Origin of the sequence: Phenylobacterium sp. 58.2.17 (assembly GCF_026411515.1) — a bacterium.
Lineage (GTDB): Bacteria > Pseudomonadota > Alphaproteobacteria > Caulobacterales > Caulobacteraceae > Phenylobacterium.
The window spans coordinates 190271-216619 of the sequence record NZ_JAPMTQ010000004.1 but is presented as its reverse complement, the minus strand read 5'-3'; the positions used below and the strand labels follow the sequence as shown (position 1 = coordinate 216619).

The 26349-nt window shown below is 67.9% G+C and carries 29 protein-coding genes and 1 tRNA gene; 17 read left to right on the top strand and 13 right to left on the bottom strand.

Annotated elements, in window-relative coordinates:
• Nucleotides 1-6: 6 nt before the first annotated feature.
• From OUA97_RS05565 to OUA97_RS05545, 5 genes are all read right to left on the bottom strand, one after another.
• On the bottom strand, nt 7-366 hold the full coding sequence (locus OUA97_RS05565) for a DUF6481 family protein (RefSeq protein WP_267230821.1): 360 nt from the start codon (nt 364-366) through the stop codon (nt 7-9).
• Entirely contained in the window at nt 363-581 is a 219-nt protein-coding gene (locus OUA97_RS05560) for a hypothetical protein (RefSeq protein WP_267230820.1), read from the bottom strand. Before OUA97_RS05560 ends, OUA97_RS05565 begins: the two co-directional genes overlap by 4 nt.
• A gap of 61 nt (nt 582-642) precedes the next feature.
• A complete protein-coding gene (locus OUA97_RS05555) occupies nt 643-852 on the bottom strand; it encodes a cold-shock protein (RefSeq protein WP_267230819.1) in 210 nt (69 codons plus the stop codon).
• 236 nt (nt 853-1088) lie between these two features.
• Nucleotides 1089-1442, bottom strand: a complete 354-nt coding sequence (locus OUA97_RS05550) for a hypothetical protein (protein ID WP_267230818.1) — start codon at nt 1440-1442, stop codon at nt 1089-1091.
• A gap of 56 nt (nt 1443-1498) precedes the next feature.
• Nucleotides 1499-3343 carry a long-chain-fatty-acid--CoA ligase gene (locus tag OUA97_RS05545; RefSeq protein WP_267230817.1) on the bottom strand — a complete coding sequence of 615 codons (1845 nt, stop codon included), beginning with the start codon at nt 3341-3343 and terminating at the stop codon, nt 1499-1501.
• A gap of 149 nt (nt 3344-3492) precedes the next feature.
• Between OUA97_RS05545 and OUA97_RS05540 the strand changes: the two genes are divergently transcribed.
• Complete coding sequence (locus OUA97_RS05540; protein ID WP_267230816.1) at nt 3493-3861, top strand: VOC family protein; 369 nt, start codon at nt 3493-3495, stop codon at nt 3859-3861.
• Between the two features lie 58 nt (nt 3862-3919).
• Nucleotides 3920-5098, top strand: coding sequence for an NAD(P)/FAD-dependent oxidoreductase (locus OUA97_RS05535; RefSeq protein ID WP_267230815.1), 1179 nt, complete (start codon nt 3920-3922; stop codon nt 5096-5098).
• Between the two features lie 111 nt (nt 5099-5209).
• Here OUA97_RS05535 and OUA97_RS05530 read toward each other — a convergent pair whose 3' ends face one another.
• Both OUA97_RS05530 and pdxH read right to left on the bottom strand, forming a co-directional pair.
• On the bottom strand, nt 5210-6712 hold the full coding sequence (locus OUA97_RS05530; RefSeq protein ID WP_267230814.1) for an AAA family ATPase: 1503 nt from the start codon (nt 6710-6712) through the stop codon (nt 5210-5212).
• Complete coding sequence (pdxH, locus tag OUA97_RS05525) at nt 6709-7374, bottom strand: pyridoxamine 5'-phosphate oxidase (RefSeq protein WP_267230813.1); 666 nt, start codon at nt 7372-7374, stop codon at nt 6709-6711. The genes OUA97_RS05530 and pdxH overlap by 4 nt, the downstream gene beginning before the upstream one ends.
• A gap of 97 nt (nt 7375-7471) precedes the next feature.
• Between pdxH and OUA97_RS05520 the strand changes: the two genes are divergently transcribed.
• From OUA97_RS05520 to OUA97_RS05500, 5 genes are all read left to right on the top strand, one after another.
• Nucleotides 7472-8158, top strand: a complete 687-nt coding sequence (locus OUA97_RS05520) for a J domain-containing protein (protein ID WP_267230812.1) — start codon at nt 7472-7474, stop codon at nt 8156-8158.
• A gap of 33 nt (nt 8159-8191) precedes the next feature.
• The gene (aroC, locus tag OUA97_RS05515; RefSeq protein WP_267230811.1) at nt 8192-9316 is read left to right on the top strand and encodes a chorismate synthase; all 1125 of its coding nucleotides are present in this window, start codon (nt 8192-8194) and stop codon (nt 9314-9316) included.
• A 134-nt stretch (nt 9317-9450) separates the two neighbouring features.
• Entirely contained in the window at nt 9451-9966 is a 516-nt protein-coding gene (locus OUA97_RS05510) for a response regulator (protein WP_323690525.1), read from the top strand.
• A gap of 65 nt (nt 9967-10031) precedes the next feature.
• Nucleotides 10032-10256 carry a hypothetical protein gene (locus OUA97_RS05505; RefSeq protein ID WP_267230810.1) on the top strand — a complete coding sequence of 75 codons (225 nt, stop codon included), beginning with the start codon at nt 10032-10034 and terminating at the stop codon, nt 10254-10256.
• 57 nt (nt 10257-10313) lie between these two features.
• Complete coding sequence (locus tag OUA97_RS05500) at nt 10314-11294, top strand: NADPH:quinone oxidoreductase family protein (protein WP_267230809.1); 981 nt, start codon at nt 10314-10316, stop codon at nt 11292-11294.
• 6 nt (nt 11295-11300) lie between these two features.
• Here the strand turns inward: OUA97_RS05500 and OUA97_RS05495 are convergent, their stop codons facing one another.
• Genes OUA97_RS05495 through queC form a run of 3 tightly spaced genes read right to left on the bottom strand, consistent with a single transcriptional unit; the run spans nt 11301 to nt 13078 of the window.
• Nucleotides 11301-11675 (bottom strand): 6-pyruvoyl trahydropterin synthase family protein, encoded by a 375-nt coding sequence (locus tag OUA97_RS05495; protein WP_267230808.1) that lies wholly within the window; start codon nt 11673-11675, stop codon nt 11301-11303.
• Between the two features lie 42 nt (nt 11676-11717).
• The gene (gene queE / locus OUA97_RS05490) at nt 11718-12350 is read right to left on the bottom strand and encodes a 7-carboxy-7-deazaguanine synthase (RefSeq protein ID WP_267230807.1); all 633 of its coding nucleotides are present in this window, start codon (nt 12348-12350) and stop codon (nt 11718-11720) included.
• Entirely contained in the window at nt 12347-13078 is a 732-nt protein-coding gene (queC, locus tag OUA97_RS05485; RefSeq protein WP_267230806.1) for a 7-cyano-7-deazaguanine synthase QueC, read from the bottom strand. Before queC ends, queE begins: the two co-directional genes overlap by 4 nt.
• Before the next feature lie 511 nt (nt 13079-13589).
• Here queC and OUA97_RS05480 point away from each other — a divergent pair.
• The 5 genes from OUA97_RS05480 (at nt 13590) to OUA97_RS23350 (ending at nt 22924) form a co-directional block, all read left to right on the top strand.
• The gene (locus OUA97_RS05480; protein ID WP_323690524.1) at nt 13590-16316 is read left to right on the top strand and encodes a TonB-dependent receptor; all 2727 of its coding nucleotides are present in this window, start codon (nt 13590-13592) and stop codon (nt 16314-16316) included.
• 394 nt (nt 16317-16710) lie between these two features.
• The gene (locus OUA97_RS05475; protein WP_267230804.1) at nt 16711-19227 is read left to right on the top strand and encodes a TonB-dependent receptor; all 2517 of its coding nucleotides are present in this window, start codon (nt 16711-16713) and stop codon (nt 19225-19227) included.
• A gap of 183 nt (nt 19228-19410) precedes the next feature.
• On the top strand, nt 19411-20520 hold the full coding sequence (locus OUA97_RS05470; protein ID WP_267230803.1) for a response regulator: 1110 nt from the start codon (nt 19411-19413) through the stop codon (nt 20518-20520).
• A 39-nt stretch (nt 20521-20559) separates the two neighbouring features.
• Nucleotides 20560-21183 (top strand): class I SAM-dependent methyltransferase, encoded by a 624-nt coding sequence (locus OUA97_RS05465; protein WP_267230802.1) that lies wholly within the window; start codon nt 20560-20562, stop codon nt 21181-21183.
• A gap of 100 nt (nt 21184-21283) precedes the next feature.
• A complete protein-coding gene (locus tag OUA97_RS23350; protein WP_323690523.1) occupies nt 21284-22924 on the top strand; it encodes a M10 family metallopeptidase C-terminal domain-containing protein in 1641 nt (546 codons plus the stop codon).
• Here OUA97_RS23350 and OUA97_RS05450 read toward each other — a convergent pair.
• Complete coding sequence (locus OUA97_RS05450) at nt 22921-23127, bottom strand: hypothetical protein (RefSeq protein ID WP_267230801.1); 207 nt, start codon at nt 23125-23127, stop codon at nt 22921-22923. The genes OUA97_RS23350 and OUA97_RS05450 overlap by 4 nt on opposite strands.
• Nucleotides 23128-23382: 255 nt before the next feature.
• Between OUA97_RS05450 and OUA97_RS05445 the strand changes: the two genes are divergently transcribed.
• Together OUA97_RS05445 and OUA97_RS05440 are read left to right on the top strand one after the other, a co-directional pair.
• Nucleotides 23383-23790 carry a hypothetical protein gene (locus OUA97_RS05445; RefSeq protein ID WP_267230800.1) on the top strand — a complete coding sequence of 136 codons (408 nt, stop codon included), beginning with the start codon at nt 23383-23385 and terminating at the stop codon, nt 23788-23790.
• A gap of 65 nt (nt 23791-23855) precedes the next feature.
• Entirely contained in the window at nt 23856-24029 is a 174-nt protein-coding gene (locus OUA97_RS05440) for a hypothetical protein (protein ID WP_267230799.1), read from the top strand.
• Between the two features lie 15 nt (nt 24030-24044).
• On the opposite strand, the gene OUA97_RS05435 is transcribed toward OUA97_RS05440, so the two are convergent.
• Nucleotides 24045-24332: a hypothetical protein gene (locus OUA97_RS05435; protein WP_267230798.1), complete on the bottom strand. Its 288-nt coding sequence runs from the start codon at nt 24330-24332 to the stop codon at nt 24045-24047.
• Nucleotides 24333-24474: 142 nt separating this feature from the next.
• On the opposite strand from OUA97_RS05435, the gene OUA97_RS05430 reads away from it, so the two are divergent.
• From OUA97_RS05430 to OUA97_RS05420, 3 genes are all read left to right on the top strand, one after another.
• A complete protein-coding gene (locus OUA97_RS05430) occupies nt 24475-24657 on the top strand; it encodes a hypothetical protein (RefSeq protein WP_267230797.1) in 183 nt (60 codons plus the stop codon).
• 161 nt (nt 24658-24818) lie between these two features.
• Entirely contained in the window at nt 24819-25481 is a 663-nt protein-coding gene (locus OUA97_RS05425) for a DsbA family oxidoreductase (RefSeq protein WP_267230796.1), read from the top strand.
• A gap of 105 nt (nt 25482-25586) precedes the next feature.
• Nucleotides 25587-25892: a hypothetical protein gene (locus OUA97_RS05420; protein WP_267230795.1), complete on the top strand. Its 306-nt coding sequence runs from the start codon at nt 25587-25589 to the stop codon at nt 25890-25892.
• Between the two features lie 256 nt (nt 25893-26148).
• Here OUA97_RS05420 and OUA97_RS05415 read toward each other — a convergent pair.
• A tRNA-Met gene (locus OUA97_RS05415) sits at nt 26149-26225 on the bottom strand.
• Between the last annotated feature and the right edge of the window lie 124 nt (nt 26226-26349).

Sequence of the window (26349 nt, the reverse complement as noted above, 5' to 3'; positions counted from 1 at the left end):
GGGTGACTACTGGCGGGCCTTGCGCGCGGCGTAGCGCTGGTCGCGCTTCGCCTTTTGCTCGGCCTTGGTGAGCGCCTTGCGCTCCTTGCGTTCACCGCGCTTGGCGTCGAGCGACGCTGCGGCGGCGGCTTCGCCCGCCTGGCGGGCGGCTTCCTGGGCGTCGGACGCCGCCTGCTGCTTGTCGGCCTTGGCCTGGCGGCGGGCGGCACGGACCTGTTCGAGCTCGGCGGCGCGCGCGGCGCTGCGGTCGGGGGTCTGGGCGGCGGTGACCGTGGGCTTCGGCCGAAGCTTGGCCAGAAGCGCGCTGCGCGCTTCGGCGGCCGTCTTCAGGCGCTCGGCGAATTCAGTGCGTTGGGTTTCGTTCATTTGTGCTTTCGGTTGTCCGCGGATGGATCGATCTGCGCTGGCTTGAACGCCGCGACGCAGATGGCCTCGAGGTGACGGCGCAAGGATCGCGGCGCGAGCAGCGCCTCCACCGCGCGACACCCGTCCTCTTCAAGCCTCAGCTTGAGCGTGGCGACGTCGCGCACCTGACCCGAGCGGGCGATCTGGAACGCGCGCTCGATAGTGGAGATGGTCATGAGCGTTCCTCCGCCGAGCCGGTCGAAGAAGCCGGGCCGGTCCGGGCGGAGGGCAAGACGCTTAGACGGCTTGCAACTGCACGGCGGCCATCTTGCCGCTGCGCGAGTCCAGTTCCAGTTCATAGCCGAGCTTCTGGCCCTCCTCGAGCGAGCCGAGGCTGGAACGCTCGACGGCGCTGATGTGCACGAACACGTCGGCCCCGCCGTCATCAGGCTGAATAAAGCCAAAGCCCTTGGTCGGGTTGAACCATTTAACAATGCCGGTCGTCATAATCGTCACCTTTCAGGCGCAAGTTTTCGCGCGCCCGGTACAGGGCGGCGGATCAAATTTTCGGAGAAGGTTGAGGTCGGCTCGGGCCGCTTTTTTAGAAAAGCGATGAGAACAACCGAACCAAAAGCGAACTTCGATTTTGGCTTATAGCAAAAATATGGACTTTACGCCAGACGCAATTATGGACGCGCTGGAAGGCGCCGGCAAAATCGGGGCGATCGGGGCGCTGCTCCGCCTCAGCGGAGCGTCACCTGCGCCTCGACGGCGGGCTGACGCACTTCGCGGTCCCAGACATAGGCGAACAGGGTCGCGGTGGTGATCGCAAGCACCAGCAGCGCGCGCAGCCAGAAGCGCGAGAAGCCGGCCAGCATGGCGACCAGCGCGCCGAAGAAGCCGCCGGCGACGCTGGCCAGGGCGACGTGCGGCGCCCACTCCATGGCCACGAGCCCGACCCCGACGCCCTCGCTCATCAGACCGAGCTTGGGCGCGATCATCCCGACGGCGACCAGACAGGCCGGCGCCAAGGCGATCAGGGTCGCGCCGTTCAGATAAAGTTCGGCGAAGCCGTGCGAGACGGCCGGCTGACGCACCAGAACCGACGCAGCCGGCCGCCCCTGAGCCGGCGCAATGGCCGGCTCAGACGCGGTCAGCTCCGCCGAAAAGGGCGCACGGCGTCCGCCGGGGCCTCCGGCGGCTGCGGTTTGGCGGTCGACGCCTCCCGCGGCGGCGACGCGGCGCGATCGACCGCCTGGTCGGGGCCCGGCGTCCACTGCAGCCACGAACCGTCGTCCGGCATCGGCGTTGCGGGCTCGGGGGCGTAGATCTTCGGCTCCGGCGAGACGGCCAGCGCCGCGGCCCCGCCGCCAGCCGCGGTCGGCAGGACATAGTCCTTCATGCGGTCGCGGATCAGCTTTTTGTCGATCTTGCCGGTGGCGCCGAGCGGTATCTCGTCGACGAAGGCCACGTCGTCAGGCGTCCACCACTTGGCGATCTTGCCCTCCAGGAACTGCAGGAATTCCTCCTTGGTGGCGGTCTCGCCGGCCTTCAGCTTGACGAGAAGCAGCGGCCGCTCGTCCCACTTGGGGTGGGCGACGCCGATCACCGCGGCGAGCTCGGCCTTCGGGTGGCCGGCGGCGATGTTCTCGATCTCGATCGAGGAGATCCACTCGCCGCCCGATTTGATCACGTCCTTGGCGCGGTCGGTGATCTGCATGAAGCCGTGCTCGTCGAGGGTGGCGACGTCGCCGGTGTCGAAGAAGCCGTCCTCATCGAGGATGTTTCCGCCCTCGGACTTGAAATACTGGCCGACCACGAACGGGCCGGCGACCTTGAGACGACCGAAGGTCGTGCCGTCGTGCGGAAGATCCTTCTCCTCGTCGTCGACCAGCTTCAGCTCGATGCCGAGCGGGGCGCGGCCCTGCTTGAGTTTGAACTGCAGCTGGGTCTCGGCGTCCATGGCGGCGATGGCCGCGTTCGGCGTGGCCTGGGTGCCGAGCGGCGAGGTCTCGGTCATGCCCCAGGCGTGGGTGACGTCGACGCCGAACTCGTCGCGGAAGCCGCGGACGATGCTTTCAGGCACCGCCGAGCCGCCGATCACCACGCGCTTGAGGGTGGTCAGCTGGCTCTTGGTGGCGCGCAGGTGCTGCAGCAGCATCTGCCAGACGGTCGGCACGGCGGCCGAGAAGGTCACGCCCTCGGTCTCGATCAGCTCGTGCACCGAGGCGCCGTCGAGCTTCTGGCCCGGCATGACCAGCTTGGCGCCGACCGCCGGGGCCGAGAAGGCCAAGCCCCAGGCGTTGGCGTGGAACATCGGCACCACCGGCAGCACGGTGTCGGTGGCGCGGATCCCCAGGACGTCGCCGCCCATGGTCACCAGGGTGTGCAGGAAGTTCGAGCGATGCGAGTAGAGCACGCCCTTCGGATTGCCGGTGGTGCCGGAGGTGTAGCAGAGGCCGGCGGCGGTGTTTTCGTCGAAGCCGCCCCAGGTCACGTCGGGCGAGGACTGCTCGATCAGGCTCTCGTAGGCGAGCGCGCCGGGCAGCTGGTCGCCGAGGTGGGCTTCGTCGGACAGCACCACGAAGTGCTTCACGCCCGGGATCTGGTCGCGGATGCCGGCCAGGATCGGCAGGAAGGTCAGGTCGGTGAAGATGACCTTATCGTCGGCGTGATTGATGATGTAGACGAGCTGCTCGGCGAACAGGCGCGGATTGAGCGTGTGGCACACCGCGCCCATGCCCATGATGCCGTACCAGGCCTCGATGTGGCGGCCGGTGTTCCAGGCCAGGGTGGCGACGCGGTCGCCGGGGACGACCCCGAGGGCCTTCAGCGCATTGGAGACGCGCTTGGCGCGCTCGTGGATCGCGCCGTAGGTGGTGCGGACGATCGGCCCTTCGACCGAACGGCTGACGACCTCGCGGCCGCCGTGCCAGGCCTTGGCGTGGTCGAGGATCTTGTCGACCGTCAGCGGCCAGTCCTGCATCAAGCCTTGCATACTCTTAGTCCCTCCCGACGGCGCCGCCCTCTCTGGGGCTGGCGCAAGCTAGATTCACCAAGTCCTTAACGCAACGCGGCTCGGTGAACAGGGGCTTGTCGCGAAAAGCCCATGCGGCATGCTGTTTCGCCCACAAAGGAGGATCCGTGATGGCGACGATCCGATACCTGGTGACCGACGTCGAGGCGGCGGTGGCGTTCTATGTCGAGGCCCTGGGGTTCGAGGCGGTCCAGCAGTTCCCGCCGGCGATGGCGATCCTCAAGCGCGGCGACCTGACGCTGTGGACAGCTGGACCGCCCTCCTCTGCAGCCCGACCGATGCCTGACGGCCGGGCGCCGCAGCCCGGCGGCTGGAACCGCATGGTGCTCGAGGTCGAGGACATCGAGGCAAGCATCGCTGCGCTCGAGGCGCGCGGCGTGCCGTTCCGCAACCAGATCGTCACCGGCCCCGGCGGGCGGCAGATCCTGTGCGAAGATCCATCGGGCAATCCGATCGAGCTGTTCCAACCGGCCGGTTGACTTCCGAGGCCCGCTCCTATCGAAGGGCCGACTTCCTTCTTCCAGGCGTGAGGGCCGAGTGGATCAGTTCGACGTCGTGGTGATCGGCGCCGGGGCGGCGGGCATGATGTGCGCCGCCGAAGCCGGCAAGCGCGGCCGCAAGGTGCTGGTGATCGACCATGCCGACGCGCCGGGCGAGAAGATCCGCATCTCGGGCGGGGGGCGCTGCAACTTCACCAACATCAACGCCGCGCCGGCCAACTTCATCTCGGCCAACCCGCACTTCGCGATCTCGGCGCTGCGCCGCTACACCGCCAAGGACTTCATCGCCTGGGTCGAGCGCGAGGGCATCGCCTACCACGAAAAGACTCTCGGCCAGCTGTTCTGCGACGGCTCGGCCAAGGAGATCATCGCCATGCTGACGGGGGCGGTGCGCCAGGCCGGCGTGACCCTGCGGCTGAAGACCACCGTCGAACGGGTCGAGCAGCAGGACAAGGGCTTCCTGCTTTCGACCAGCGGCGGAGCGGTCGCCTGCGAGGCGCTGGTGATCGCCAGCGGCGGCAAGTCGATCCCGAAGATGGGCGCCACCGGCTTCGGCTACGAGATCGCCCGGCAGTTCGGCCTGAACCTCGTCGAGACCCGCCCGGCCCTGGTGCCGCTGACCTTCGAGGTCGGGATGCTGGAACGGCTGAAGCCGCTGGCCGGCGTGGCGGTGGACGCCGTGGTCTCCTGCGGCAAGACCAGGTTCGCCGAGGCGATGCTGTTCACCCACCGCGGGCTGTCAGGGCCGTCGATCCTGCAGATCTCGTCGTACTGGCGAGAAGGCCAGGCGATCACCGTCGACATGGCGCCGGGCGTCGACATCGCCGCGACCTTGAAGGCCGCGCGCCAGACCCGCGGCAAGCAGGCGGCGATCACCGTGCTGGCCGAGCACCTGCCCCGGCGGCTGGCGCAGCTGATCCTCGAGGAAGCCGCCGCCCCCGCCAACGCCGGCGACCTGTCGGACAAGGCCATCGGCCGGATCGCCACGGCGGTCAACGCCTGGACGGTCAAGCCGGTCGGCTCGGAGGGCTATCGCACCGCCGAGGTGACCTTGGGCGGCGTGGACACGGGCGGCCTGGAGTCCAAGACCATGCAGGCCAAGGCCGTGCCGGGGCTCTACTTCATCGGCGAGGTGGTCGACGTCACCGGCTGGCTCGGCGGGTACAATTTTCAGTGGGCGTGGTCGTCGGGCTGGGTGGCGGGGCAGTCCGTCTGATCCCTCGCCGCGTCGGCGGAATGAGGTGAGACGCTCGGACAACTCTGAGGGATCAGGTGTTCATGGGGCCCGGCCTTACTTCGCACACCGGGATGACACCTTGGGAGCGCTCTAATTCAGCGGCGCGCCGCCGTACGTGATGGACCAGGCTTCGGCCGCGTCCTGGGCCGGACCCGAGGCGTCGACACGGACCCAGTCGATCAGGCCGACATCGCGGTCCAGCTGCATTTTCAAGGTGGCGACGGTGGCGTCGGAGGCGTCTGCCTCCCGGCCCTCGATGCGCTGGGCCAGCACTTCGGGGGCGGCCTGCAGCCAGACGCCGTGGAACGGAACGCCGGCCTCCTCGGCCAGCCTCGCGGCGCGGCCGCGCAGTTCGGGCTGGATGAAGGTGGCGTCGACCACCACCGCGCGGCCGGCGTCCAGCAGGGCGCGGGCCTCGGCGAACAGTGTGTCGTAAACCTCGGCGTAGAAGGCCGGCGAATAGACGCTGGCCGGCAGGCTGGCGTCTGGCGCCACGCCCAGCAGGCGCTTGCGGATCTCGTCGGTGCGCAGGACCACGGCGCCCGGCGAGGCGCCCAGGCCAGGTGCGATCAGCCGCGCGAAGGTCGACTTCCCCGAGCCCGAGAGCCCGCCGACGGCCGTCAGCTTCGGCGGAGGCGGCGCAAGGTGCGCCAAGCCCGCGTCGAGATAGGCGCTGGCGCCTTCCAGGTCGCCGCTGTGGGCCTGGACGTGGGCGCGCACCCCTGCCCGCACGGACATCATCAGCGGCAAGGCGGCGAGCCCAGCCAGCAGGTCGGGGCCGAAATGGCGGCGGCCTTCGTCGACATAGGCCGACAGCACCCGCACGGCGGCGTCGCGACGGCGGCGGAAGTCGAGATCCATCAGGAGGAACGCCAGATCGTACTGGACGTCGATGTCCGAGAGGATGTCGTTGAACTCGATGCAGTCGAACAGCACCGGCCTGCCATCTTCGAGCAGGATGTTCCCGAGGTGCAGGTCGGCGTGGCAGAGGCGAGCGAAGCCGGCGTCGCGGCGGGCGTCGAGCAGCGGCTGGCGATGGAAGAACTCGGCGTCGGTGGCGGCGACCAGCGCCTCGACCCGGGCCTCGCCAAGTTTGCCGGCCAGTTCGCGCAGCAGTTTGGCGTTGGAGTCGATGGTGTATTTCAGCGCCTTGCCGCCACCGCCCCGCGGACGCAGCTCAGCCTTGACGTGGACGGACGCGACCTCGCGGCCCATGGCCTCGGCCAAAGGCCCGTCGACCGCCCAGGGCCGGGCGGCGAGCACGAAGCTCTCATCGAAGCGGCGCATCTCGAGCGCGTACTCGACCACCTCGCCGGCGCCGTCGAGCTCCAGCCCTCCGCCGGCCTTGCGTGTGATGGTCCGCACGGCGCGATAGATGTCCGAGGTGGCCGCGCGATTGAAGCGCAGCTCGCGCTCCAGCGCCCAGTGCCGCAGGTCCAGCGTCGAATAGTCGAGGAAGCCGAGATCAACCCGCTTCTTGACCTTAAAGGCGGTGTCGCCGGCCAGGAACACCCAGGCGCAGCCAGTCTCGATCTTGGTTTCGGCCTCGCCTTCCAGCCAGGCGACGACCTCGGCCTCTTCGGCGCCGGTCAAGGATAGAGGCGCTGGGTGGTCCAGCCCTCCCCCACGCGCTCGAAGACCAGGCGTTCGTGCAGGCGGAACGGCCGATCACGCCAGAACTCAATGGCTTCGGGCCGGACGCGGAAGCCGGACCAGTGCGGCGGACGCGGCACCTTGCCCAGGCCGAACTTCAGGCCGATTTCGGCGATGCGCTTTTCAAGGGCCAGGCGGTCCGGCAGGGTCTGGGACTGCTCCGAGGCCCAGGCGCCGATCTGGGCCGGACGGGCGCGGGTGGCGAAATAGGCGTCGGCCTCTTCAGCCGTCACCGGCTCGACAAGGCCGCGGACCCGCACCTGGCGGCGCAGGGATTTCCAGTGGAACAGCAGGGCCGCCTTGGGATTGGCAACCAGTTGCCGGCCCTTGGCGCTGCCGAGATTGGTATAGAACACGAAACCGTCGGGGCCGGCGTCCTTGAGCAGCACCATCCGCAGGTCGGGCATGCCGGTCTCGTCCACCGTGGCCAGCGCCATGCCGTTGGGATCGTTGGGCTCCTTGGCGGTCGCCTCCTTCATCCATTCGGCGAACAGCGCGAAGGGATCCTGGGCCGACAGCAGCGGCGGCGGTTCGGCCGCAGCCACCTGGCGGACATAGTCATCCTCGCTGGGCGAGGGAGGGATCGCAGCCTTGTCGCTCATGCCGTCGATATAGCGCCTTGCCGCGCGCTTGCCATGCTTAACGCACCGTTGACCATGCCCCGTCCACAGTCGCCGGATGGCCGCGCCCAAGTCACCCATGCTGGACAGGAAGCAGGCGCGCGCCGTGTTAGGCGTCGCGCCGGGGGCCACGCCGGCCGAACTGCGCCGCGCCTTTCGCGAAGCCGCCAAGAGCGCCCACCCCGATCGCCCCGGCGGCGACGCCGAACGCTTCCGCCGAGCCGTCGAGGCCTATCGCCTGCTGACCGAGCCCGTCCCCACGGGCGACATCGTCCAGCCGCCCGCCACCGTCAGGAAAAGCGCCCAGGACGACAGCACCCTGCCGATCACGCCGCTGATCGCCCTGAACGGCGGCGTCGTCCTGCGTGAGACGGCCGACGGGCGCAGCCTGAAGATCACCCTCCCCGCAGGCCTGCGCTCGGGCGACCTGCTGCGGGCCGGCGCCGACATGTTCGAGATCGCCGTGCGCGGCGATGCGCAGATCATGGTCCGCGGCCACGACCTGTGGGTCACCACGCCGCTGCACCCGCATGTCCTGGCCCAGGGCGGCCGGGTGGCGGTGGACACGCCATTGGGCCGCCGGGTGGTCTGGGTCACCAAGAAGGTCGGCGAGCGCGGCCTGGTGCGGCTGGCCGGCCAGGGTCTGCCCGCGCGCGGCGACCACCCGCAGGGGCACCTGTTCCTGCGCCTGACCGAGCAGACCCGTACCACCGACAGCGCCGCCCGGACGCTGCGCCGCCGCTTCGCGGCTGCGTGGGCGGCCTAGCCTCCGGCGCGCGCCGGCTTTAAGAACGCCGCCATGTCGCACAACACCTTCGGCCATCTGTTTCGCGTGACCACCTGGGGCGAGAGCCACGGACCGGCGCTGGGCTGCGTCGTCGATGGCTGCCCTCCCGGCATCGGCCTGACCGCCGACGAGGTGCAGGTGTGGCTGGACCAGCGGCGTCCCGGCCAGGGCAAGTTCGTCACCCAACGCCAGGAGCCGGACGCAGTGAAGATCCTTTCGGGGGTGTTCCAGGACGAACGGACCGACGGCCAGGTGACCACCGGCACGCCGATCTCGATGCTGATCGAGAACATCGACCAGCGTTCGCGCGACTATGGCGAGATCGCCACCCAGTTCCGGCCGGGCCACGCCGACTACACCTATTTCGCCAAGTACGGCGTGCGCGACTATCGCGGCGGCGGCCGGGCCTCGGCCCGCGAGACCGCAGCACGGGTCGCGGCCGGCGCGGTGGCCCGCAAGATCATCGAGGGCGTCACCGTCCGCGCCGCCGTCGTGCAGATCGGCCCGCACGCCATCGACCGAAGCCGCTTCGACTGGGACCAGCGGCACGAGAACGGCTTCTGGTGCCCGGACGCGGAGACCGTGCCGGTCTGGGAAGAACACCTGGAAAAGGTCCGCAAGGCCGGTTCGTCCACCGGGGCGATCGTCGAGGTCGAGGCGGTCGGCGTGCCAGCCGGCTGGGGCGCCCCGATCTATGGCAAGCTGGACGCCGAGCTGGCCGCGGCCCTGATGTCGATCAACGCCTCCAAGGGCGTGGAGATCGGCGCCGGGTTCGCGAGCGCCGCCTTCTCGGGCGAAGAGAACGCCGACGAAATGCGGATGGGCAATGACGGCCAGCCGCTGTTCCTGTCCAACAGCGCCGGGGGCATCCTGGGCGGCATATCTTCGGGCGCGCCGGTGGTGGCGCGGGTGGCGTTCAAGCCGACGTCGTCGATCCTGACCCCGCGCCGCAGCCTGAACGAGGCCGGAGAAGAAGTCGACCTGCGCACCAAGGGCCGCCACGACCCGTGCGTCGGCCTGCGCGCCGTGCCGGTGGTCGAGGCGATGACCGCCTGCGTGCTGGCCGACGCCTATCTGCGCCACCGGGCCCAGACCGGCGGCGGCGCCTATGTTCCAGGCGTTTCCGAACGGCGCTGACCGGTGGCCGAGGTCGGGAGCCCGCCACTCGCGAACCGACGTTTTTTGACATTGACCGCGCAGCTTTCTCGCCGCTAATCACCTGTTGTCGGCGGTGCAATCACCGTGCGGACTTCGGCCCCACAGACAGCGCGGTGACCGTGCGCCTCGATCGCCTCAAGGTTCTGATCGTCGACGACAACAAGCACACGCGCCTGCTGCTGGCGCAGATCCTGCGGGCGCTGGGGATCACCCAGACCATCGAGGCGGCGGACGGCGTCGAGGGCCTGGCGGCGCTGCGCAACCACGCCGTCGACATCGTGCTGACCGACCTGGCGATGGAGCCGATGAACGGAATCGAGTTCGTGCGCTCGTTGCGGACCGGCCCGGACAGCCCAGGCCCGATGCTTCCGGTGATCATGATCACCGGCCATGCAACGATGAAGCGGCTGCAGGAGGCGCGCGACGCTGGGGTCAACGAGTTCATGGGCAAACCGATCACCGCCCGGGGGGTGATCGAACGGCTGGCCCAGGTGGTCGACCACGCCCGCCCGTTCATCCGCACCGCCGACTATTTCGGTCCCGATCGACGGCGCCGCCACGATCCCCGGTATGACGGTCCCATGCGGCGTTCGTGCGACCGCCAAAACGTCCGCGCCATCGAGCTTTAGCGTTCGCCACCATTTGGTGATCTTCGACAGCTAGGCAGGGATCGACCCTGTCGGAGGATCCCTCAATGCGCCCCCTTCGCCTTCTCGCCCAGCTGTCGCTGCTGGCGGGCGCGGCCCTGAGCCTGTCGGGCTGCCTGGCGGTCGCCGCCACCGGCGCGGTGGTCGGAACCGCCGTCGGCGTCACCGGCGCGGCGGTCGGCGTCACGGCCAAGGGCGTGGGCATGGCGGCCGGCGCGATCATCCCCGACGGCGACGACGACAAGGACGACAAGGACGGCAAGCGCAAATAGGCCCCTGGACTGCCCGGGCGTCAGCGGCTCCACGATCCAGGCTCAAGGGAGGCGCCCATGCGCATGGTTCAGGCGGCTACGCTGTCGTCGATCGACGACTATCGGATCGTCGAGACGGCTCCGCCCGAGCCGGGCCCAGGCGAAGTCCTGATCGACGTGGCGGCCTGCGGCGTCGGCTATGTCGACGCGCTGGTGGCGCTCGGCCGCTATCAGGTCAAGCCGCCGCTGCCGCACACGCCCGGCCAGGAAGCCGCAGGCCGAGTGGCCAAGGTAGGCGCCGGCGTCACCGGCCTGGCGCCGGGAGACCGGGTCATGGCGAGCGTCCGCGGCGGCTTCTCAGAGCAGGCCCTGGCCCCGGCCGCCGCGGTTCGGGCGATCCCGGAGCGGATGGCGTTCGCGCAGGCGGCCGGCTTCCACATCAACTACGTCACCGCCCTGCACGCGCTGGCCGATCGGGCGAGTCTGCAGGCCGGGGAGACCGTGCTGGTGCTAGGCGCGGCAGGCGGCCTGGGGACCGCGGGGCTGCAGGTCGCCAAACTGCTGGGCGCGCGAGTGATCGCGGCGGCCTCAAGCGAGGCCAAGCGCGACTTCTGCCGTGACCTGGGCGCCGACGAGGTGCTGGACGCCAACGGCGAAGGATGGCGCGAGCGGCTGAAGGCGGCCTGCGGCGGACGCGGGCCCGACGTGGTGTTCGATCCCGTCTGCGGCCCCCTGTTCGAGCCTGCGTTCCGCTCGCTCAGCTGGCGCGGCCGTCACCTGGTGCTCGGCTTCGTCGGCGGACCGATCCCCGCCCTGCCGGCCAACCTGACCCTGATGAAGGGCGCGGCCCTGGTCGGGGTGGACGTGCGCCAGTTCATGCTGCTGGAGCCGGACCGCGCCCGGGCGCACCTCAGCCAGCTTCTGGCCTGGGCCGACGACGGGCGCCTGGCCCCGCCGCTCGGGCGGGCGTTTTCGCTCGACCGCTACGCCGAGGCGCTGGAGTTCGCCCTTACCGGACAGGGGCTCGGCAAGACGGTGATCGAGGTCGCCGACCTCTGAATCGCGTCAGGCCACCGCCATGGCGCAGCTCTCGCCGATGGTCGGGCGCGAAACGACGATCCGCGACAGGCCCGGGAACTTCGGCTGCAGGCGCTGGGCGAAGTAGAGGCAGATGTGCTCGAGGGTCGGACGCTCGAGGCCCGGCCTCTCGTTGAGCAGCCCGTGGTCGAGCTCGGCGGCGACCGCCTTCAGCTCGGCGTCGAGGTCGGCGAGGTCGACCACCCACCCCACCGGTTCGGCCGGAGCGCCGCGCACGGTCGCCTCGACCTTGAACGAGTGGCCGTGCAGGTTGCGGTAGGGGCGATGCTCGGGCCCCTCGGGGAGATAGTGCGCGGCGTCGAACGTCGCCGCCTTGGTGATTTCAAAGACTGGCTGGGTCATCTGGGAGGGTCTGAAGGCGTCCGGCCGCGCTTGGCGCGCGTGTCACGGAATGCCGAGATACTTATGGGTCTGCACGCTTAAACGCCACCGCGGGTGCGCAAGGCAATAGGCGATCGCCGCCTGGGTGTTTTCGACGCGCGCCGGGCCGTCCATCGGCTGCAGCAGGAAGCGCTCGAAATCCATGTGCTCGAAGCGCGCCGGATCAGCCAGAGGCTGAGGGAAGACCAGCTTCAATTCCTGACCGCGCGTCTGCACGACCTCGGCGTCGGCCTTGGGGCTGACGCAGATCCAGTCGACGCCATCGGGGACCGGCAGAGTGCCGTTGGTCTCCAACGCGATGCGGAAGCCGCGGGCGTGCAACGCCGCGATCAGCGGCCCGTCCACCTGCAGCAGCGGCTCGCCGCCGGTGCAGACCACCAGACGATGGTCGGGGCCGCCGGTCCAGGCCGCCTCGACCGCAGCGGCCAGATCCTCAGCGCAGGTGAAGCGCCCCCCGCCTTCGCCGTCCATGCCGACGAAGTCGGTGTCGCAGAAGGTGCAGACCGCCTTGGCGCGATCCTCCTCCCGGCCCGACCACAGGTTGCATCCCGCAAAGCGGCAAAACACCGCCGGCTGACCGGCCTGGCCGCCCTCGCCCTGGAGGGTCAGGAAGATCTCCTTGACGGCGTAGCTCATGGCGTCAGCTCCGGACGGCCGCTGGCGACCCATTCGGCCCAGCCCCTGGCGCGCAGGTCGCAGGCCGGACAGTCGCCGCAGCCATGCCCCCAATTGTGCAACGACCCGCGGGTTCCCCGATAACAGGTATGGCTGTCGGCGACGATGACGTCGACCAGCGCCTCGCCCCCAAGGCCCTTCGCCAGCGCCCAGGTCTCAGCCTTCGTCAGCCACATCAGCGGAGTCTCGACGACGAAATCCTGGGCCATGCCGAGGTTCAGGGCCCGCTCCAGGGCGTCGAGCGTCTCGCGCCGGCAGTCCGGGTAGCCGGAGAAGTCGGTTTCGCACATGCCGCCCACTAGAAATTTCAATTTCCGGCGATCGGCCAGGGCGGCCGCATAGGTCAGGAAGACGAGGTTTCGGCCGGGAACATAAGTGTTCGGCAGCCCCTTCTCGGTGATCTCGAAGGCCCGCTCCTGGGTCATGGCGGTGTCGCCGACGGCGCCAAAGCCGGTCAGGTCGAGAACGTGATCCTCGCCCAGCTTGCCGGCCCACTGCGGGAACCGCGCGCGGATCGCCTCGCGAACCACAGAACGCTGTTCCATTTCGACCGCGTGCCGCTGCCCGTAGTCGAAGCCGACGGTCTCGACATGGTCGTGCCGGGCCAGCGCCCAGGCGAGGCAGACGCTGGAATCCTGGCCGCCCGAGAACAGGACCAGGGCGCGGGACTGCGGAGAAGCTTGGCTCATCGGCCCCATATGCGCGCGCGCGGCGCAAATCGGAAGCCCGGCGCGTCGCCGCGCCGCCGCCCGCACCATACCACTGAATCCGAAAGTCTCGCAGAAACAACGATTTCGCACATGCAGCACGACGAATACCGCACGCGCTCAAGCTTCCAGCCAAGAGAGCGTGGTTCAACTACCTTGAATTGAAAGAAGTCGAAGCTTGTGCATTTCAGCAACAGAGCTTGGTTAGTTTCGACGTAATCGCCGATAACTTAACATCGTCACGTTGACAGACTCTACAACTGGGCGCGAGCCTTTGCCTTGTCGCGGGTGTGGCCGCCAACCCAGGACGAATTCTCCGTGCGGCGAAAGGTGACGCACCAGGCCGGTTTGTAGAGAGCCGTGGGCGTCTTGGGAGGAACCTGGAATGTTGAATACTCTGCATTTGCGGAGCGCGCTGGTTGTTGGCGCGTCCGCTGTAGCGTTGAGTTCAGTTGCGTCCCCGGCCTGGTCCCAGAACGTCATTCAGGAGCTGGTGGTCACCGCCCAGAAACGCGAGGAGGCGCTGCAAGACGTGCCGATCGCGGTGTCGGCGTTCAACCAGGACACCCTTGAGAAGGCCAAGATCGACGGCGGTCCGAACCTGGTCATCGCCGTTCCGAACGTGAACTTCTCCAAGGGGAACTTCACCGGCTACAACTTCCAGATCCGCGGCATCGGCTCCAAGCTGGTCGCCGGCTCGGGCGACGCTGGCACCGGCATCCACCTGAACAACGCGCCGCTGCTCTCCAACAACCTGTTCGAGACCGAGTTCTACGACGTCGAACGGGTCGAAGTGCTGCGCGGCCCGCAAGGCACCCTCTACGGACGCAACGCCACCGGCGGCGTGGTCAACATGATCACCGCCAAGCCGATCGACGAGTTCGAGGCGATGATCCGCGGCGAGGTCGGCAACTACAACACCATGAAGTTGCGCGGCATGATCAACGTGCCGCTCGGCGACATGTTCGCCCTGCGCGTCGCCGGCTCGTGGCTCAAGCGCGACGGGTTCGGCGACAACCTGGTGACCGGCAACGACGCCGACGATCGCGACCTGTTCGGGACGCGCACGACCCTGGCGTTCAACCCGACCGACACCTTCCACGCCTACTTCCTGTGGGACCATTTCGACGAGGACGACAACCGCTCGCGGATCGGCAAGCAGTTCTGCACCAAGGACCTGGGACCAGCGAACGTCGGCGGACTCGGCTATTCGGCGGCAGCCGGCGGCCTGATCGGCCAGATCCAGCGCGGCCTGTTCAGCCAAGGCTGCTCGGCGACTTCGCTGTATTCGGCCGGAGCGCTGGGGACGGTGAACTCGCAGGCGACGCTGGGCGGCCTGTTCGGCGCGCTCGGCGGCTTCCAGACCGGCGACGCCTACGCCGGCAAGATGCAGACGACCAATGTGCGGGACATCGAGTCGACCTTCGACCCGATCTACCAATCGACGACCGATATCTATCAGTTCAACGTCGACTGGGACCTGACCGACGAACTGCGGCTGACCTGGCTGACGTCCTACACCGACTTCGACCTCTATACGCGCCAGGACTACAACCGCTACGTCCCCAGCAACAGCTTCAACACCAGCCCCAACCCGGTGAACGCCTTCGCCGCGGTGCCGGGCTACGCCGCGATCTATGCGGCGCTGTTCCCCGGCGGCGTGATCAACGACGCCCAGAACAGGCCCTTCAATCGCTTCACGACCAGCGACATCTCCTCAGCCTACACCAAGGGCTGGAGCCAGGAAGTGCGGCTGCAGTCGGCCTATGACGGCCCGTTCAACTTCAACGTCGGCGGGATCATGGTTCGCTACCAGGCGACCGGCGACTACTATGTGATGTTCAACACCGGGACCGGCTACTACCAGATCAACAACCTGTTCAGCACCGGCAACCCGAACTGCATCGGCGCCGCCCCGTGCGTGTCGGTCGACCCGAACTACGAGCCGAACCGCGTCGGTCGGAACTACTACGACGCCTACGGCCCCTACGACCTGCGCTCGCACGCCTTCTTCGGCGAGCTCTACTGGCAGGCGACCGACACCCTGAAGTTCACCGGCGGCCTGCGCTACACGGTCGACGACAAGGAGGTTGAGAACCACCAGGTCAATCTGGGCATTCCGGGCGTCGGCATCGCCGGCCCCATTCCGGGCACGCCCGACATCCTGCATGTGGAGTTCAAGGAGACGACTGGCCGCATCGGCTTCGACTGGAAGCCGGATCTCGACTTCACCGACGACACCCTAGTCTACGCCTTCTTCTCGCGCGGCTATAAGGCCGGGGGCCTGAACTCCCCCTGCAGCGGCGGCCAGGGCGTGATCTGCGGCCCGCCGACCTTCGACCCGGAGTTCATCAACGCCTACGAAATCGGCACCAAGAACACGGTGCTCGACGGCACGATGACCCTGAACCTGACCGCCTTCTACTACGACTATCAGGGCTATCAGGTCTCCAAGATCGTCAACCGCGCCTCCACCAACGAGAACATCGACGCCAAGATCAAGGGCGTCGAGTTGGAGACCGTCTGGCAACCGCTGCAAGGCCTGCGCCTCAACGCCCAGATCGGCTGGCTCGACACCGAGATCGGTTCGGGCTCTTCGATCGACACCTTCAACCGCACCGGCGGCAATCCGAACCTGGTGTTGGTGAAGTCGAGCGCGGCGTCGAACTGCGTGGTCAATATGGCCGCGGCCCAGACGGCCCTCGCCGTCTCGAACGCCACCAACAACCCGTTCGCCCTGCTGGGCGTCTGCACCCCGGTCTCGACCGCGGGCGCCGGCACCAACATCGGCAGCGGCGCGCTGGCGGTGGGCACCAACGCCTTCGGCGGCCTGGTCAGCGACGGCGTGCCGCTGTCGCTCGAAGGCAAGGAACTGCCGAACGCCCCGCACTGGACCGTCTCGCTGGGCGCCCAGTACACCTGGGAATTCGGCAATGACTGGTCGCTGACCGCGCGCGGCGACTACTACAAGCAGACCGAGACCTTCGCCCGGATCTACAACACCGAGCCGGATCGGATCGACGACTGGCAGAACGTCAACCTGACCCTGACGCTGAGCAACCCGGTCAACGGCTGGGAGGTCGGCGCCTACGTCAAGAACGCCACCGACGAGGAGGCGATCACCGACTTCTACCTGACCGACGACTCCTCGGGCCTGTTCCGCAACGCCTTCTACACCGAGCCGCGCACCTACGGCGTGTCGCTGCAGAAGCGCTTCTGACGACCTGATTTACCCAGCCGTAAGGCCTTGGCCGCCGTCCTCCGGGACGGCGGCCTTTTTCTTTGGCGTGCCAGTGGAATTTGAATGCAAGTTTGCGTTTTAGGTACGGCGCCCACAGCCGCCGCCCCGCCATCACCCCTTGTTTTCCTTTGATTCATAAACCTTCGAAGAACGATGGTCATTTTTGTGCGCTCGATTTGAAAGCGCGGTATTTCGGCCACAGAACTTCAAAAGCACCGATGAATTGCGTTCAGTTATCGCGGTTCACATTGACGGCCACGTCAGCCGGGCGGAGGCTCCCCGTCCTCGGCGCCTCCCCGCGCCGGACTACACACATCATGCGGGCGGAAATGAAGAGGGCGCCCCACGCCCCTCCGCCCAGGGAGGATACTTGATGGCTACCAACGCCCCGCGTCTGCGGACCCTGCTGGCCCTGAGCGCGTCAGTTCTGACACTTTCGGCAATTTCGGCGCCGGCCTTCGCGCAGGACGCCTTCCAGATCGAAGAACTGGTCGTCACGGCTGAGAAGCGCGAGCAGGCGCTGCAGGACGTGCCGGTGGCCGTCTCGGCCTACACCTCCGAGCAGCGCGACGTGCGCGGCATGACCGGCATCCAGGACTTCGTGAACTTCACGCCCGGCATGAACTATTCGGGCACCGACCGCGTGTCGCTGCGCGGCGCCGGCCGCAACACCTTCTACATCGGCAACGATCCGGGCGTGGCCGCCTACACCGACGGCTTCTATTCCGCCTCGTCCTCGGAGCTGTTCAAGAGCTCGCTGTTCGTCGAACGGACCGAAATCCTCCGCGGCCCGCAAGGCACGCTCTACGGCCGCAACGCGATGGGCGGGGCGCTGAACACCATCTCCAAGCGTCCGTCGCATGAATTCGGCGGCGAGATCCGCGCCGGCTACGGCAACTTCGACCGCACCAAGATCGAGGGCGTCCTCTCGGTGCCGGTGGCCGACAACCTGCGCTTCAAGATCGGCGGCAGCCAGGACTGGCAGCGCGAAGGCTTCATCGAGAACATCGGCGGGGCCAACGACGGCGCCACCATCAAGCGCACCTACTTCGAGATCCAGGCCGAGGCCGAACTGGGCGACAACCTGGACGTCTGGGCCCGCTACTCGCGCTCGAACTGGGACGACTCGACCGGCGTCGGCGACCGCCTCGCCAACCAGATCACCCCCTACGACACGACCCGTCCGTTCCAGCCGATCGGCGGCTTGGTGCCGAACGGCCAATTCGGCATGACCACCGCCAATCCGGGCGTGGCCGATCCGTACAAGCAATCGACCAACCGCGACGGCTATGGCCAGCTGCGCGGCAACCACCTGTTCACGACCTCGATCACCTACGATCTGGGCTGGGCGAGCCTGAAGTACATCGGCGGCTTCCAGCAGTACAACTACCAGACCGGCGGCGACTACGACGGCACCAACCGGACGACGTCGTACCTGATGAACAACGTGCCGGTGTTCAGCGACCAGACGACGGACTTCGACGAGCACAAGCGGTACTTCTCGAACGAGATCAACCTGTCGTCGAACGGCGAAGGCCCGCTGAACTGGATCGTCGGCCTCTACCAGTACAAGGAAGAGTACAAGCAGCGCATCCAGCTCGCGAGCCCGCTGCAAGCCCAGCTCGCCACGCCGCTGTTCCACTACGGCTCGGTCAATGGCGGCCCCGCCGGGGTCTCCGGCGCCGGCCAGCAGGCGGCCAACCCGTCGCGCAACTTCGCCGACAACCAGGCGCAGCTGGAATCCAAGGCCTGGGCCGTGTTCGGCCAGGCGACCTACGAATTCAACGACCAGTGGGCGCTGACCGGCGGCCTGCGCTACACCAAGGACCAGAAGGACGGCTACGAGTACCAGCGGCTGGTGCTGTTCAACCCGACCAGCGCCTTCGGCGGCGCGGCCGTGGACGTCTCCAGCGACATGGACCCGACCCGTCCCGGCGTGCAGAACTTCCGCAACCTGTCGGACGAATGGAGCGCCGTCACCGGCACCCTGAACCTCGACTGGACGCCGAACGACGACACCCTGGTCTACGCCAAGTACAGCCGCGGCTATAAGTCGGGCGGCTTCCTGCTCGGCACCCTGGCCCCGAAGCCGACCGCCGACGAAGAGACCGTCAACGCCTACGAGGTCGGCCTGAAGCAGACCATCGGCGGGCGGCTGATCCTCAACGCCTCGGCCTTCTACAACGACTTCGAAGGCCTGCAGCTGAACCTGTCGCAGCTGAACGCGGCCGGCACCGCGTCCTCGAACAACTTCGTCAACGTCGACGCCGAAGCCTATGGCCTGGAACTGGAAGCCATGTGGCAGCCGATCCAGCCGCTGCAGATCTCGGCCTCGTACGGCTACCTGCACACCGAGATCACCAAGGGCTGCTGCTTCTACGACCCGGCGGACCCCAGCGCCCTGAAGTCGACGGCCCGCCCGTCGGGCGGCACGGCGACCACCAACGGCGTGCTGCTGGTGTTCCAGGACCTGGCCGGATCGAAGATCTACCAGTCGCCGGAAAACAAGTTCGCGCTGAACGCCAACTACACCTTCGACTTCGAGCCGGGCTCGCTGATCCTCTCGGGCAGCTACACTTGGACCGACGAGACCACCTACCAGCCCTTCGACAACCCCGATTTCGCCGTGCCGTCCTATGGCACCGCCGACCTGCGGGTGCTGTGGAAGGACGCCCAGGACCGCTACTCGCTCATCGGCTACGTGAAGAACGTGACCGACGAAGAGGGCTTCACCTCGACGTCCTCGACCAACCCGACGGCGGTGTTCGGCAACCCGAACCCGGGCCTGGTCGTCGGCGGAACCGGCTATCTGCGCCAGACCAGCACCGCGATCACCCGCGGCCTGATCCAGCCGCGCACCTACGGGGTCGAACTGCAGTACCGCTTCTAAAGGCGGACCCCACCTGGAACGGCGAAGGGCGGCGGGAGAAGTCCCGCCGCCCTTTCTGTTGTCGGGAACCCGACGCCTCTTTTCGACATAGCGTCAATTTACGCTAACCCTGGGTGGAATTTAACGTCTCCGCAAGCGCTTAGGCCCATGCTGAGCATAAGTTCCCTTTGGACCCTGGCGTTCATGTCTCTGCCCGAGTTCTTCTACGAGCGCGTCACGAGCGAAATCCATCAACAGATGGAGGGCGTTCTAGCTCTCGCCGAACGCCTTGCCCGCCAACCGATGGGTGCGGACGCACAGGCCTGCGTCGCCGGCGTCACCGAGGCCGCCCGCGCGGTGCGCCAGATCCTTGTGTCGTCATCGGACCTGAAGGCCGCCGCCGCCGACGGGCTGTCGTTCGATCTGCAGCCGCGGCGCGCCGCAGAGCTGGCCGACGACGTCCAGGCCCGCTGGGAAGAACGCGCCACGGACGGCGGCGTCACCCTGCTGGTTTCCTATGACGGCGATCCCGACGCCCTGGTGATGGTCGACAGCGGACGCATCAACCAGATCTTCGACGCTTTCATCGCCCAGGCGCTGGCCGGCGTCCGCCGCGGCGCCGTCGAGGCGACGCTGAGGGCCGTGGCCGACGGCGAGTCCACCCGACTGGAAGGCCGCATCCGCGGTGCGGCCGATCGAGTGATGGGCGACCGGGCGCTGGACCTGAGGGAAATCGAGGCTCTGTTCGGGCTGGAGACGGCGCTCGGCGTCGCGCTCAGCCGCAAGATCGTCGACGCCATGCACGGCCAGGTTCGGGCCGAGGCCAATGTCGGGGCGGGCGAGACCCTGGTCTTCGAGGTCGCCGTGCCAACCGCCTACGAGGAGGTCCCGGCCGAGGAAACGCTGGGCCAGACCGAGCGCGCCGCCCACATCCTGGTCGTCGACGACAACGCCACCAACCGGATGGTCGCCGAGACCCTGTGCGAAATGTTCGACTGCACCTCGGAGTCGGCTACCGACGGGGTCGAGGCCGTGGAGGCCGCCCGAACCGGGCGCTTCGACCTGATCCTGATGGACATCAAGATGCCGCGCATGGACGGGGTGACCGCCACACGTGAGATCCGCGCCCTGCCCGGCGCCGCCGGCCGCGTGCCGATCATCGCCCTGACCGCCAACGCCGATCCCGAAGACGCCGCCGGCTATCTGAAGGCCGGGATGAACGGGGTGGTCGAAAAGCCGATGAAGCCGGAGCACCTGCTGCGCACCCTGCAGGAAAACCTCGGCGGCTCGAGCGACGACGCTGCCGCTGCGTAAGGGCTAGTCGCGTCCGCCGACTGGGGTCATCGTCGGCGCATGGCCAATTTCTACGAACGTCGGATCCTGCCCAAGCTGCTGACCTGCGCGTGCGCCTCGCCGCCGATGATGAAGCAGCGCGCGAAGATCGTGCCGCTGGCGGAAGGCAGGGTGCTGGAGCTCGGCGTCGGCATGGGCTTGAACCTGGCGCTCTACGACGCGGCCAAGGTCGCCAGCGTCGCCGGCGTCGACCCTGCGGCCGAGCTCCGCGCCCAGGCCATGGCCGCGCCTCGCGATCCGCGGCTGAACGTGACGATCGCCGACGGGACGGCCGAGGCGCTGCCGTTCGAAGACGGCGCGTTCGACACCGTCGTCTGCACCTTCACGCTCTGCTCGGTGCATACCCCCGCCGCCGCCCTGGCCCAGGCGCGCCGGGTGCTGAAGGCTGGCGGGCGGCTGCTGTACTGCGAGCACGGTTTGGCGCCCGACCCGGACGTCGCTAAATGGCAGCGCCGTATCGAGCCGCTGTGGAAGCGCCTGGCCGGCGGCTGCCACCTGACCCGGCCGGTGACGCGGGCGATCGCGGACGCCGGTTTCCGCATTGAACGCTCAGAGACGATGTACCTGCCCGGAACCCCGCGCTTCGCCGGATGGAACGAGTGGGGCGCCGCAACGCCCGCGTAAATTGTTTTTCAAGTTCGCGGCGCTAGGCAGGAATGCACATGCCGGCGCCCTTTAGCCGGACTTGCCGCATGCGCCCGCCAGAGGCGCTCGGAGCTTACCCATGTCGCTAGATTCCGCCCCGCAATTCTTCCTCAACGCCGAGGCCCGCGGCGGCCTAGTCGATGGCAAGCAGAGCTACACGGTGGCGCAAGCGGCCGACCAGATCATCCGCGGCGAGCCGGGCTGGTCGAACGTGCTGGGCGCCCCCGCCACCGTCACCTATGCGTTCCGCGCCAGCGCCCCGGCCACCATGCCCGACGACACCGCCGGCTTCTCGCGCTTCAACGCCGCCCAGATCGCCCAGGCCGAACTGGCCCTGCACGGCTGGAGCGACGTCGCCAACATCCATTTCATGCGGGTCGGGGTCGGGACCGGCAGCGAGGCGGCCTATTCCGACTCTGCGACCATCCTGTTCGGCAATTATTCGAGCGGCTCCGACGGCTCCGCCGCCTTCGCCTACTTCCCCGGCTCGAGCGCCCCCTCGGCCCAGTCGGGCGACGTGTGGTTGAACTCGACGTCGGGCAGCAACATCAATCCGACCACCGGCAACTATGGCGGCATGGTGCTGGTCCACGAGATCGGCCACGCCATCGGTCTCGCCCACCCGGCCGACTACGACGCCGAGGGCGAGCCGAGCTACAGCGCCGATGCGCTCTACTACGAAGACTCCCGCCAATTCACGGTGATGAGCTACTTCGAAGAGCAGAACACCGGGGCCAATTTCGGCGGCCGCTATTCGGCCGCGCCGCTGCTCGACGACATCGCAGCCGCCCAATTGGAGTACGGGGCGAACATGTCGACCCGCACGGGCGACACGGTCTACGGCTTCAACTCCACCGCGGGCCAGCCGTGGTTCGACGCGATCGCCTCTGGGCAGAAGCTGATTTTCGCAGCCTGGGACGCCGGCGGCGTCGACACCTTCGACTTCTCGGGCTTTGCAATCCGCCAACTGATCGACCTGCGCGCGGGGGCGTTCTCGAACGTCGGCGGACTGGTCGGCAACGTCGCGGTGGCGGTCGGCGTGACCATCGAGAACGCCATTGGCGGCAGCGCCGCCGACACCATGACCGGCAACGCCGCGGCCAACGCCCTGACCGGCAGCGCGGGCGACGACATCGTCTATGGCGGGGGCGGGAACGACAACCTGAACGGCGGCGAGGGCCAGGACTTCCTGCGCGGCGAGACGGGCGACGACTACATCGTCGGCGGCGCGAGCTTCGACGACATCCATGGCAACCAGGGGGCGGACACCGCCTATGGCGGCGACGGCGACGACTGGGTCGTCGGCGGCCAGCACAACGACCTGCTGTTCGGCGAGAACGGCGCCGACATCGTCTATGGCAACATGGGCGACGACACGATGTACGGCGGCGTCGGCGCAGACCTCATGCGCGGCGGCCAGCACAACGACGTCATGTACGGCGAGGCCGGCGACGACTGGATGTCCGGCGACCGCGGCGACGACACCATGACGGGCGGCGCCGGCGCCGACAGCTTCCATACCTGGTCCGAGGCGGGCATCGACCGCGTCATGGACTTCAACCGCGCCGAAGGCGACCGCGTGCTGGTCAGCGACGGCGCAACCTGGACCGTGAGCCAGGTGGACGCGGACACCGTCGTCGCCCTGAGCGGGGGCGCCCAACTGGTGTTGGTCGGCGTGGCCGCGGCCAGCCTGACCGGCGGTTGGATCGTGGCGATCTAGAGCTGGTTGTACTCGCCGCAGCGGCACTTCACGACGACGTCGCGCATCTGCGCGTTGTCGCGGCCGGTCATCACGATTTCTTCGCAGGCGCCGCAGAGGAACACCGAGCCCGCCTCGCTCTCCGAGACCACCGGGCTTTCGACCGCCTGGAGGACTTCCCGCCGACCGATGAACAGGCTCGGGAAAACACGAAGGGACGTCATGATCATCGGACTTGCCTCAATTTGACCCGTCGAGGGTCTACGCAACTGTGCACTTGCAAAAGTCGAGGTACCCCTATTCTGCTGCAGCGCAATGTCAGATTGATGTAGGCGCCCAGTATTTTTGCGGCCCGTGGCGCCTACGCCGCCGCGGCGCCTTTTCGCTGGGCCGACCGGAACCCTCGCTTTCCGCTCCCGTTTCAAGGGCTCACCCCCAGGAGATCAGGGCGCGCCGCGTCCACCGAGCGGAGAGGACCCATGACCAACGCCTATGGAACACGCGACGAAGCCCGCGAGGCTGTGCGCGAAGCTGCTGACACCTTCAAGGACGCGGCCAGCGACGTGCGGACTGAAACCAAGCGCGCCGCCAAGCGCGCCCAGAAGAGCGCCGTGGCGGCGTCCGGCGCCCTGGCCGAAGCGGCCACCACCTTCGCGCGGGACGCCCGCTCGGTGATGGAGGACAAGGTCGGCAAGGCCCGCCGCGAGGCCGAGGTCCAGTACGGCAAGCTGAAGGTCCAGGCCAAGCAGCGCGCCGAGGAGGCCGATGTATTCGTGCACGAGCGGCCCTATGTCGCCCTGGCCGCCGCCGCGCTGGCCGGCTTCCTGATCGGCCATCTGATGAGCGCCGCCCGCTCGAACGTCGTCTATCTGCGCGACGACCGCTGACCCCCGCGCCAGGATGGCGCCGATCCTGCTCGCAGCGGCCCGAACGTTGCGCGTGAGGATCGATTATGGACAAGACGCCCGCGGCCTACGAACTTGAGATCGCCCCCGACGGCGAGCGCTGGCGCTACCGCAAGCGCTGGCGCACCGGCCTGCGCCGCTTCCTGCCGGCCCTCTGGCACGCAACCGACGCGCGCGGCGTCAAGGCGCTTCGCGAGTTGGAAAACCAGCGCCCCGACTGATCAGGGCCCGACTGATCAGGGGATGATCACCACGTACCGCTGCTGTGGCGCCGGCGGGGGCGCGGCGGCCTCCGCCGCGGCCTTTTCGGCAGCCGCCTTCTCCGCGGCCGGATCGGCCTTTGGCCGGGGATAGACCCCGCCCCCGCCGCCACCGGTCGGGAAGCTGTCGCCGTAGTCGGCCTGGGATTCGGCGAAGCCGCGCTGGGCCCAGAGCTGGATTTCGCCAGCGCGGTCTTTGAACTCGCGCGGCGAACAGCCGCCCGCCGTCGCCGCCAGGACGGCGAACAAGACCCACGACCTCAACGCAATCGCCCCTCGTTTCATGCCAGCGATCATCGCGCACTGGCGCCCTGCGGGCAATGCGAGCGTACACAACAAACAAGCCGTCGCCAGTTGACGCCCCTCCTCGCCCAAGGCCAAGGTTGTTGCAATCGGGAGTAGTGCGTTGTCCAACACCTATCCGGTCTCGCGCGTGGAAGCCGCGCAGGAGGCCGTGATCGCCGCGCTGGAAATTCACATGGAGAACGGCGTCATCGATCCGTCGGCCTGCGTGGTGATCCGCCAGGACATCTCGCGCTCGCGTGAGGAGATGGCCGCCCTGAGCCGATGGGTCGCCGAAATGGCGTAGTAGCGACAGACGCCTATTGAACTTCGCGCCACCGATCCCAATCTCTCGTTCGACGGCGAGACCCCCTCCCCGGTTCCCCCACCGGGACTCGCGTCCACAGAGAAACGCCCGCGCCTTCCCCCCGGCGCGGGCGTTGTTCGTCCAGGCCCAGGGAAGCCCCCATGACCCAGCCCATGAAGATCGATTTCGTCTCCGACGTCTCCTGCCCCTGGTGCATCGTCGGGCTGGGCGGCCTGGAGGAGGCGCTACGCCAGGTCGGCGATCTGGTGCAGGCGCAAATCACCTTCCATCCCTTCGAGCTCAATCCGGACATGCCGCCGGAGGGACAGAACATCGTCGAGCACGTCGGCCAGAAGTACGGCGCCACGCCCGAACAGTCGGCCGCCAACCGCGCCGCCATCCACGCCCGCGCGGCCGAGGTGGGCTTCGCCATGAAGACCAACGAACAGAGCCGAATCTACAACACATTCGACGCGCACCGGCTGCTGCACTGGGCCGGGATCGTCGGCGGCCAGCATGCGCTGAAGCGTGCGCTGTTCGATGCCTATTTCACGAACAACCAGAGCCCGGCCGATCACGAGGTGCTGGTCGCCGCCGCACAGGCCGCCGGCCTGGACGCCGACGCCGCGCGCGAGGTGCTCGCCAGCGGGCGCTACGCCGACGAGGTCCGCGCCGCCGAACGCCACTGGCATCAGGCCGGCATCAACTCGGTGCCGGCGGTGATCGTCAACGACCGCTACCTGATTTCAGGCGGCCAGCCCGCCGCTGCGTTCGAACGCGCCATCCGCACCATCGCCGCCGAAGCAGCCGCAACCGCCGGCTGATCGGCCGCGACGCCCTGCGACGTCCTTCTTGGCGGCGGGTCGGCCGGTCAAAGCATTCGCGCGCCCTATCTGCTGGATGATCTGCCTGTCGGCAAAATCATCACCATGCACATGATGTTCGATGGCTCGGCGCTGACCCAGACCATCGCAAAGCGGCTGGCCGCGTCTACCGGCACGCTGGACGGGACGTGGGTCGGCCAGATGACGACCATGTTCGCGAACGGTTTCTTCGCGTTCGCGAACGGGAGCGGGAACGACGCATTTCATGGCGCGATCGGCGAGATCACGCTGGGTTGGGGCGACAATACGTTGCCGCTCCCGGCGAACCTCACCGGCCCGGAGTTCGCCTATAACGCCGATTGGGGTCCGAACGGCGCCGGAACCGGGGCGACTATGGCGCGTACGCGCTGACTCCCCGGCGCTACGTGTTCCCGGGCGATCCGGACAGCGGTCTGGCGACCCTGTTCACCGCTCCGCCGGTCTAACAATTGAATCCCAGGGTCGAGCGCATGCCGCTCGACCCGCTTTTCTTGTCGGCGCCGGCGACGCAGTCAGCACTGACGTTCTGCGCGACACCGAATTTGCGCGGTGCAGAGACAACGGGAATACGGACCAATTGAAGGCGACGCTCCAACCCCAAGGGGCTTGAATTCGTGCCTGTAAAAGGTGGTGGCGGGGGGCGGGATCGAACCGCCGACCTGTGGGTTATGAATCCACCGCTCTAACCATCTGAGCTACCCAGCCGCCGGGCCATTCGGCGAGGCGCGGTTTATAGATTGGGTTTTTCGCATCTTCAAGCGGGTAGGATGCGACCTGTCGACCAAAAGCGGATTCCGTTTTGCCGCGGCCCACACTAGGGTCGCCCCGG

Coding starts and splice junctions, on each gene's coding strand:
- OUA97_RS05565 (WP_267230821.1), bottom strand. CDS start 366: ATGAACGAAACCCAACGCACTGAATTCGCCGAGCGCCTGAAGACGGCC.
- OUA97_RS05560 (WP_267230820.1), bottom strand. CDS start 581: ATGACCATCTCCACTATCGAGCGCGCGTTCCAGATCGCCCGCTCGGGT.
- OUA97_RS05555 (WP_267230819.1), bottom strand. CDS start 852: ATGACGACCGGCATTGTTAAATGGTTCAACCCGACCAAGGGCTTTGGC.
- OUA97_RS05545 (WP_267230817.1), bottom strand. CDS start 3,343: ATGCAAGGCTTGATGCAGGACTGGCCGCTGACGGTCGACAAGATCCTC.
- OUA97_RS05540 (WP_267230816.1), top strand. CDS start 3,493: ATGGCGACGATCCGATACCTGGTGACCGACGTCGAGGCGGCGGTGGCG.
- pdxH (WP_267230813.1), bottom strand. CDS start 7,374: ATGAGCGACAAGGCTGCGATCCCTCCCTCGCCCAGCGAGGATGACTAT.
- OUA97_RS05520 (WP_267230812.1), top strand. CDS start 7,472: ATGCTGGACAGGAAGCAGGCGCGCGCCGTGTTAGGCGTCGCGCCGGGG.
- aroC (WP_267230811.1), top strand. CDS start 8,192: ATGTCGCACAACACCTTCGGCCATCTGTTTCGCGTGACCACCTGGGGC.
- OUA97_RS05505 (WP_267230810.1), top strand. CDS start 10,032: ATGCGCCCCCTTCGCCTTCTCGCCCAGCTGTCGCTGCTGGCGGGCGCG.
- OUA97_RS05500 (WP_267230809.1), top strand. CDS start 10,314: ATGCGCATGGTTCAGGCGGCTACGCTGTCGTCGATCGACGACTATCGG.
- OUA97_RS05495 (WP_267230808.1), bottom strand. CDS start 11,675: ATGACCCAGCCAGTCTTTGAAATCACCAAGGCGGCGACGTTCGACGCC.
- queE (WP_267230807.1), bottom strand. CDS start 12,350: ATGAGCTACGCCGTCAAGGAGATCTTCCTGACCCTCCAGGGCGAGGGC.
- queC (WP_267230806.1), bottom strand. CDS start 13,078: ATGAGCCAAGCTTCTCCGCAGTCCCGCGCCCTGGTCCTGTTCTCGGGC.
- OUA97_RS05475 (WP_267230804.1), top strand. CDS start 16,711: ATGGCTACCAACGCCCCGCGTCTGCGGACCCTGCTGGCCCTGAGCGCG.
- OUA97_RS05470 (WP_267230803.1), top strand. CDS start 19,411: ATGTCTCTGCCCGAGTTCTTCTACGAGCGCGTCACGAGCGAAATCCAT.
- OUA97_RS05465 (WP_267230802.1), top strand. CDS start 20,560: ATGGCCAATTTCTACGAACGTCGGATCCTGCCCAAGCTGCTGACCTGC.
- OUA97_RS23350 (WP_323690523.1), top strand. CDS start 21,284: ATGTCGCTAGATTCCGCCCCGCAATTCTTCCTCAACGCCGAGGCCCGC.
- OUA97_RS05450 (WP_267230801.1), bottom strand. CDS start 23,127: ATGACGTCCCTTCGTGTTTTCCCGAGCCTGTTCATCGGTCGGCGGGAA.
- OUA97_RS05445 (WP_267230800.1), top strand. CDS start 23,383: ATGACCAACGCCTATGGAACACGCGACGAAGCCCGCGAGGCTGTGCGC.
- OUA97_RS05440 (WP_267230799.1), top strand. CDS start 23,856: ATGGACAAGACGCCCGCGGCCTACGAACTTGAGATCGCCCCCGACGGC.
- OUA97_RS05425 (WP_267230796.1), top strand. CDS start 24,819: ATGACCCAGCCCATGAAGATCGATTTCGTCTCCGACGTCTCCTGCCCC.
- OUA97_RS05420 (WP_267230795.1), top strand. CDS start 25,587: ATGCACATGATGTTCGATGGCTCGGCGCTGACCCAGACCATCGCAAAG.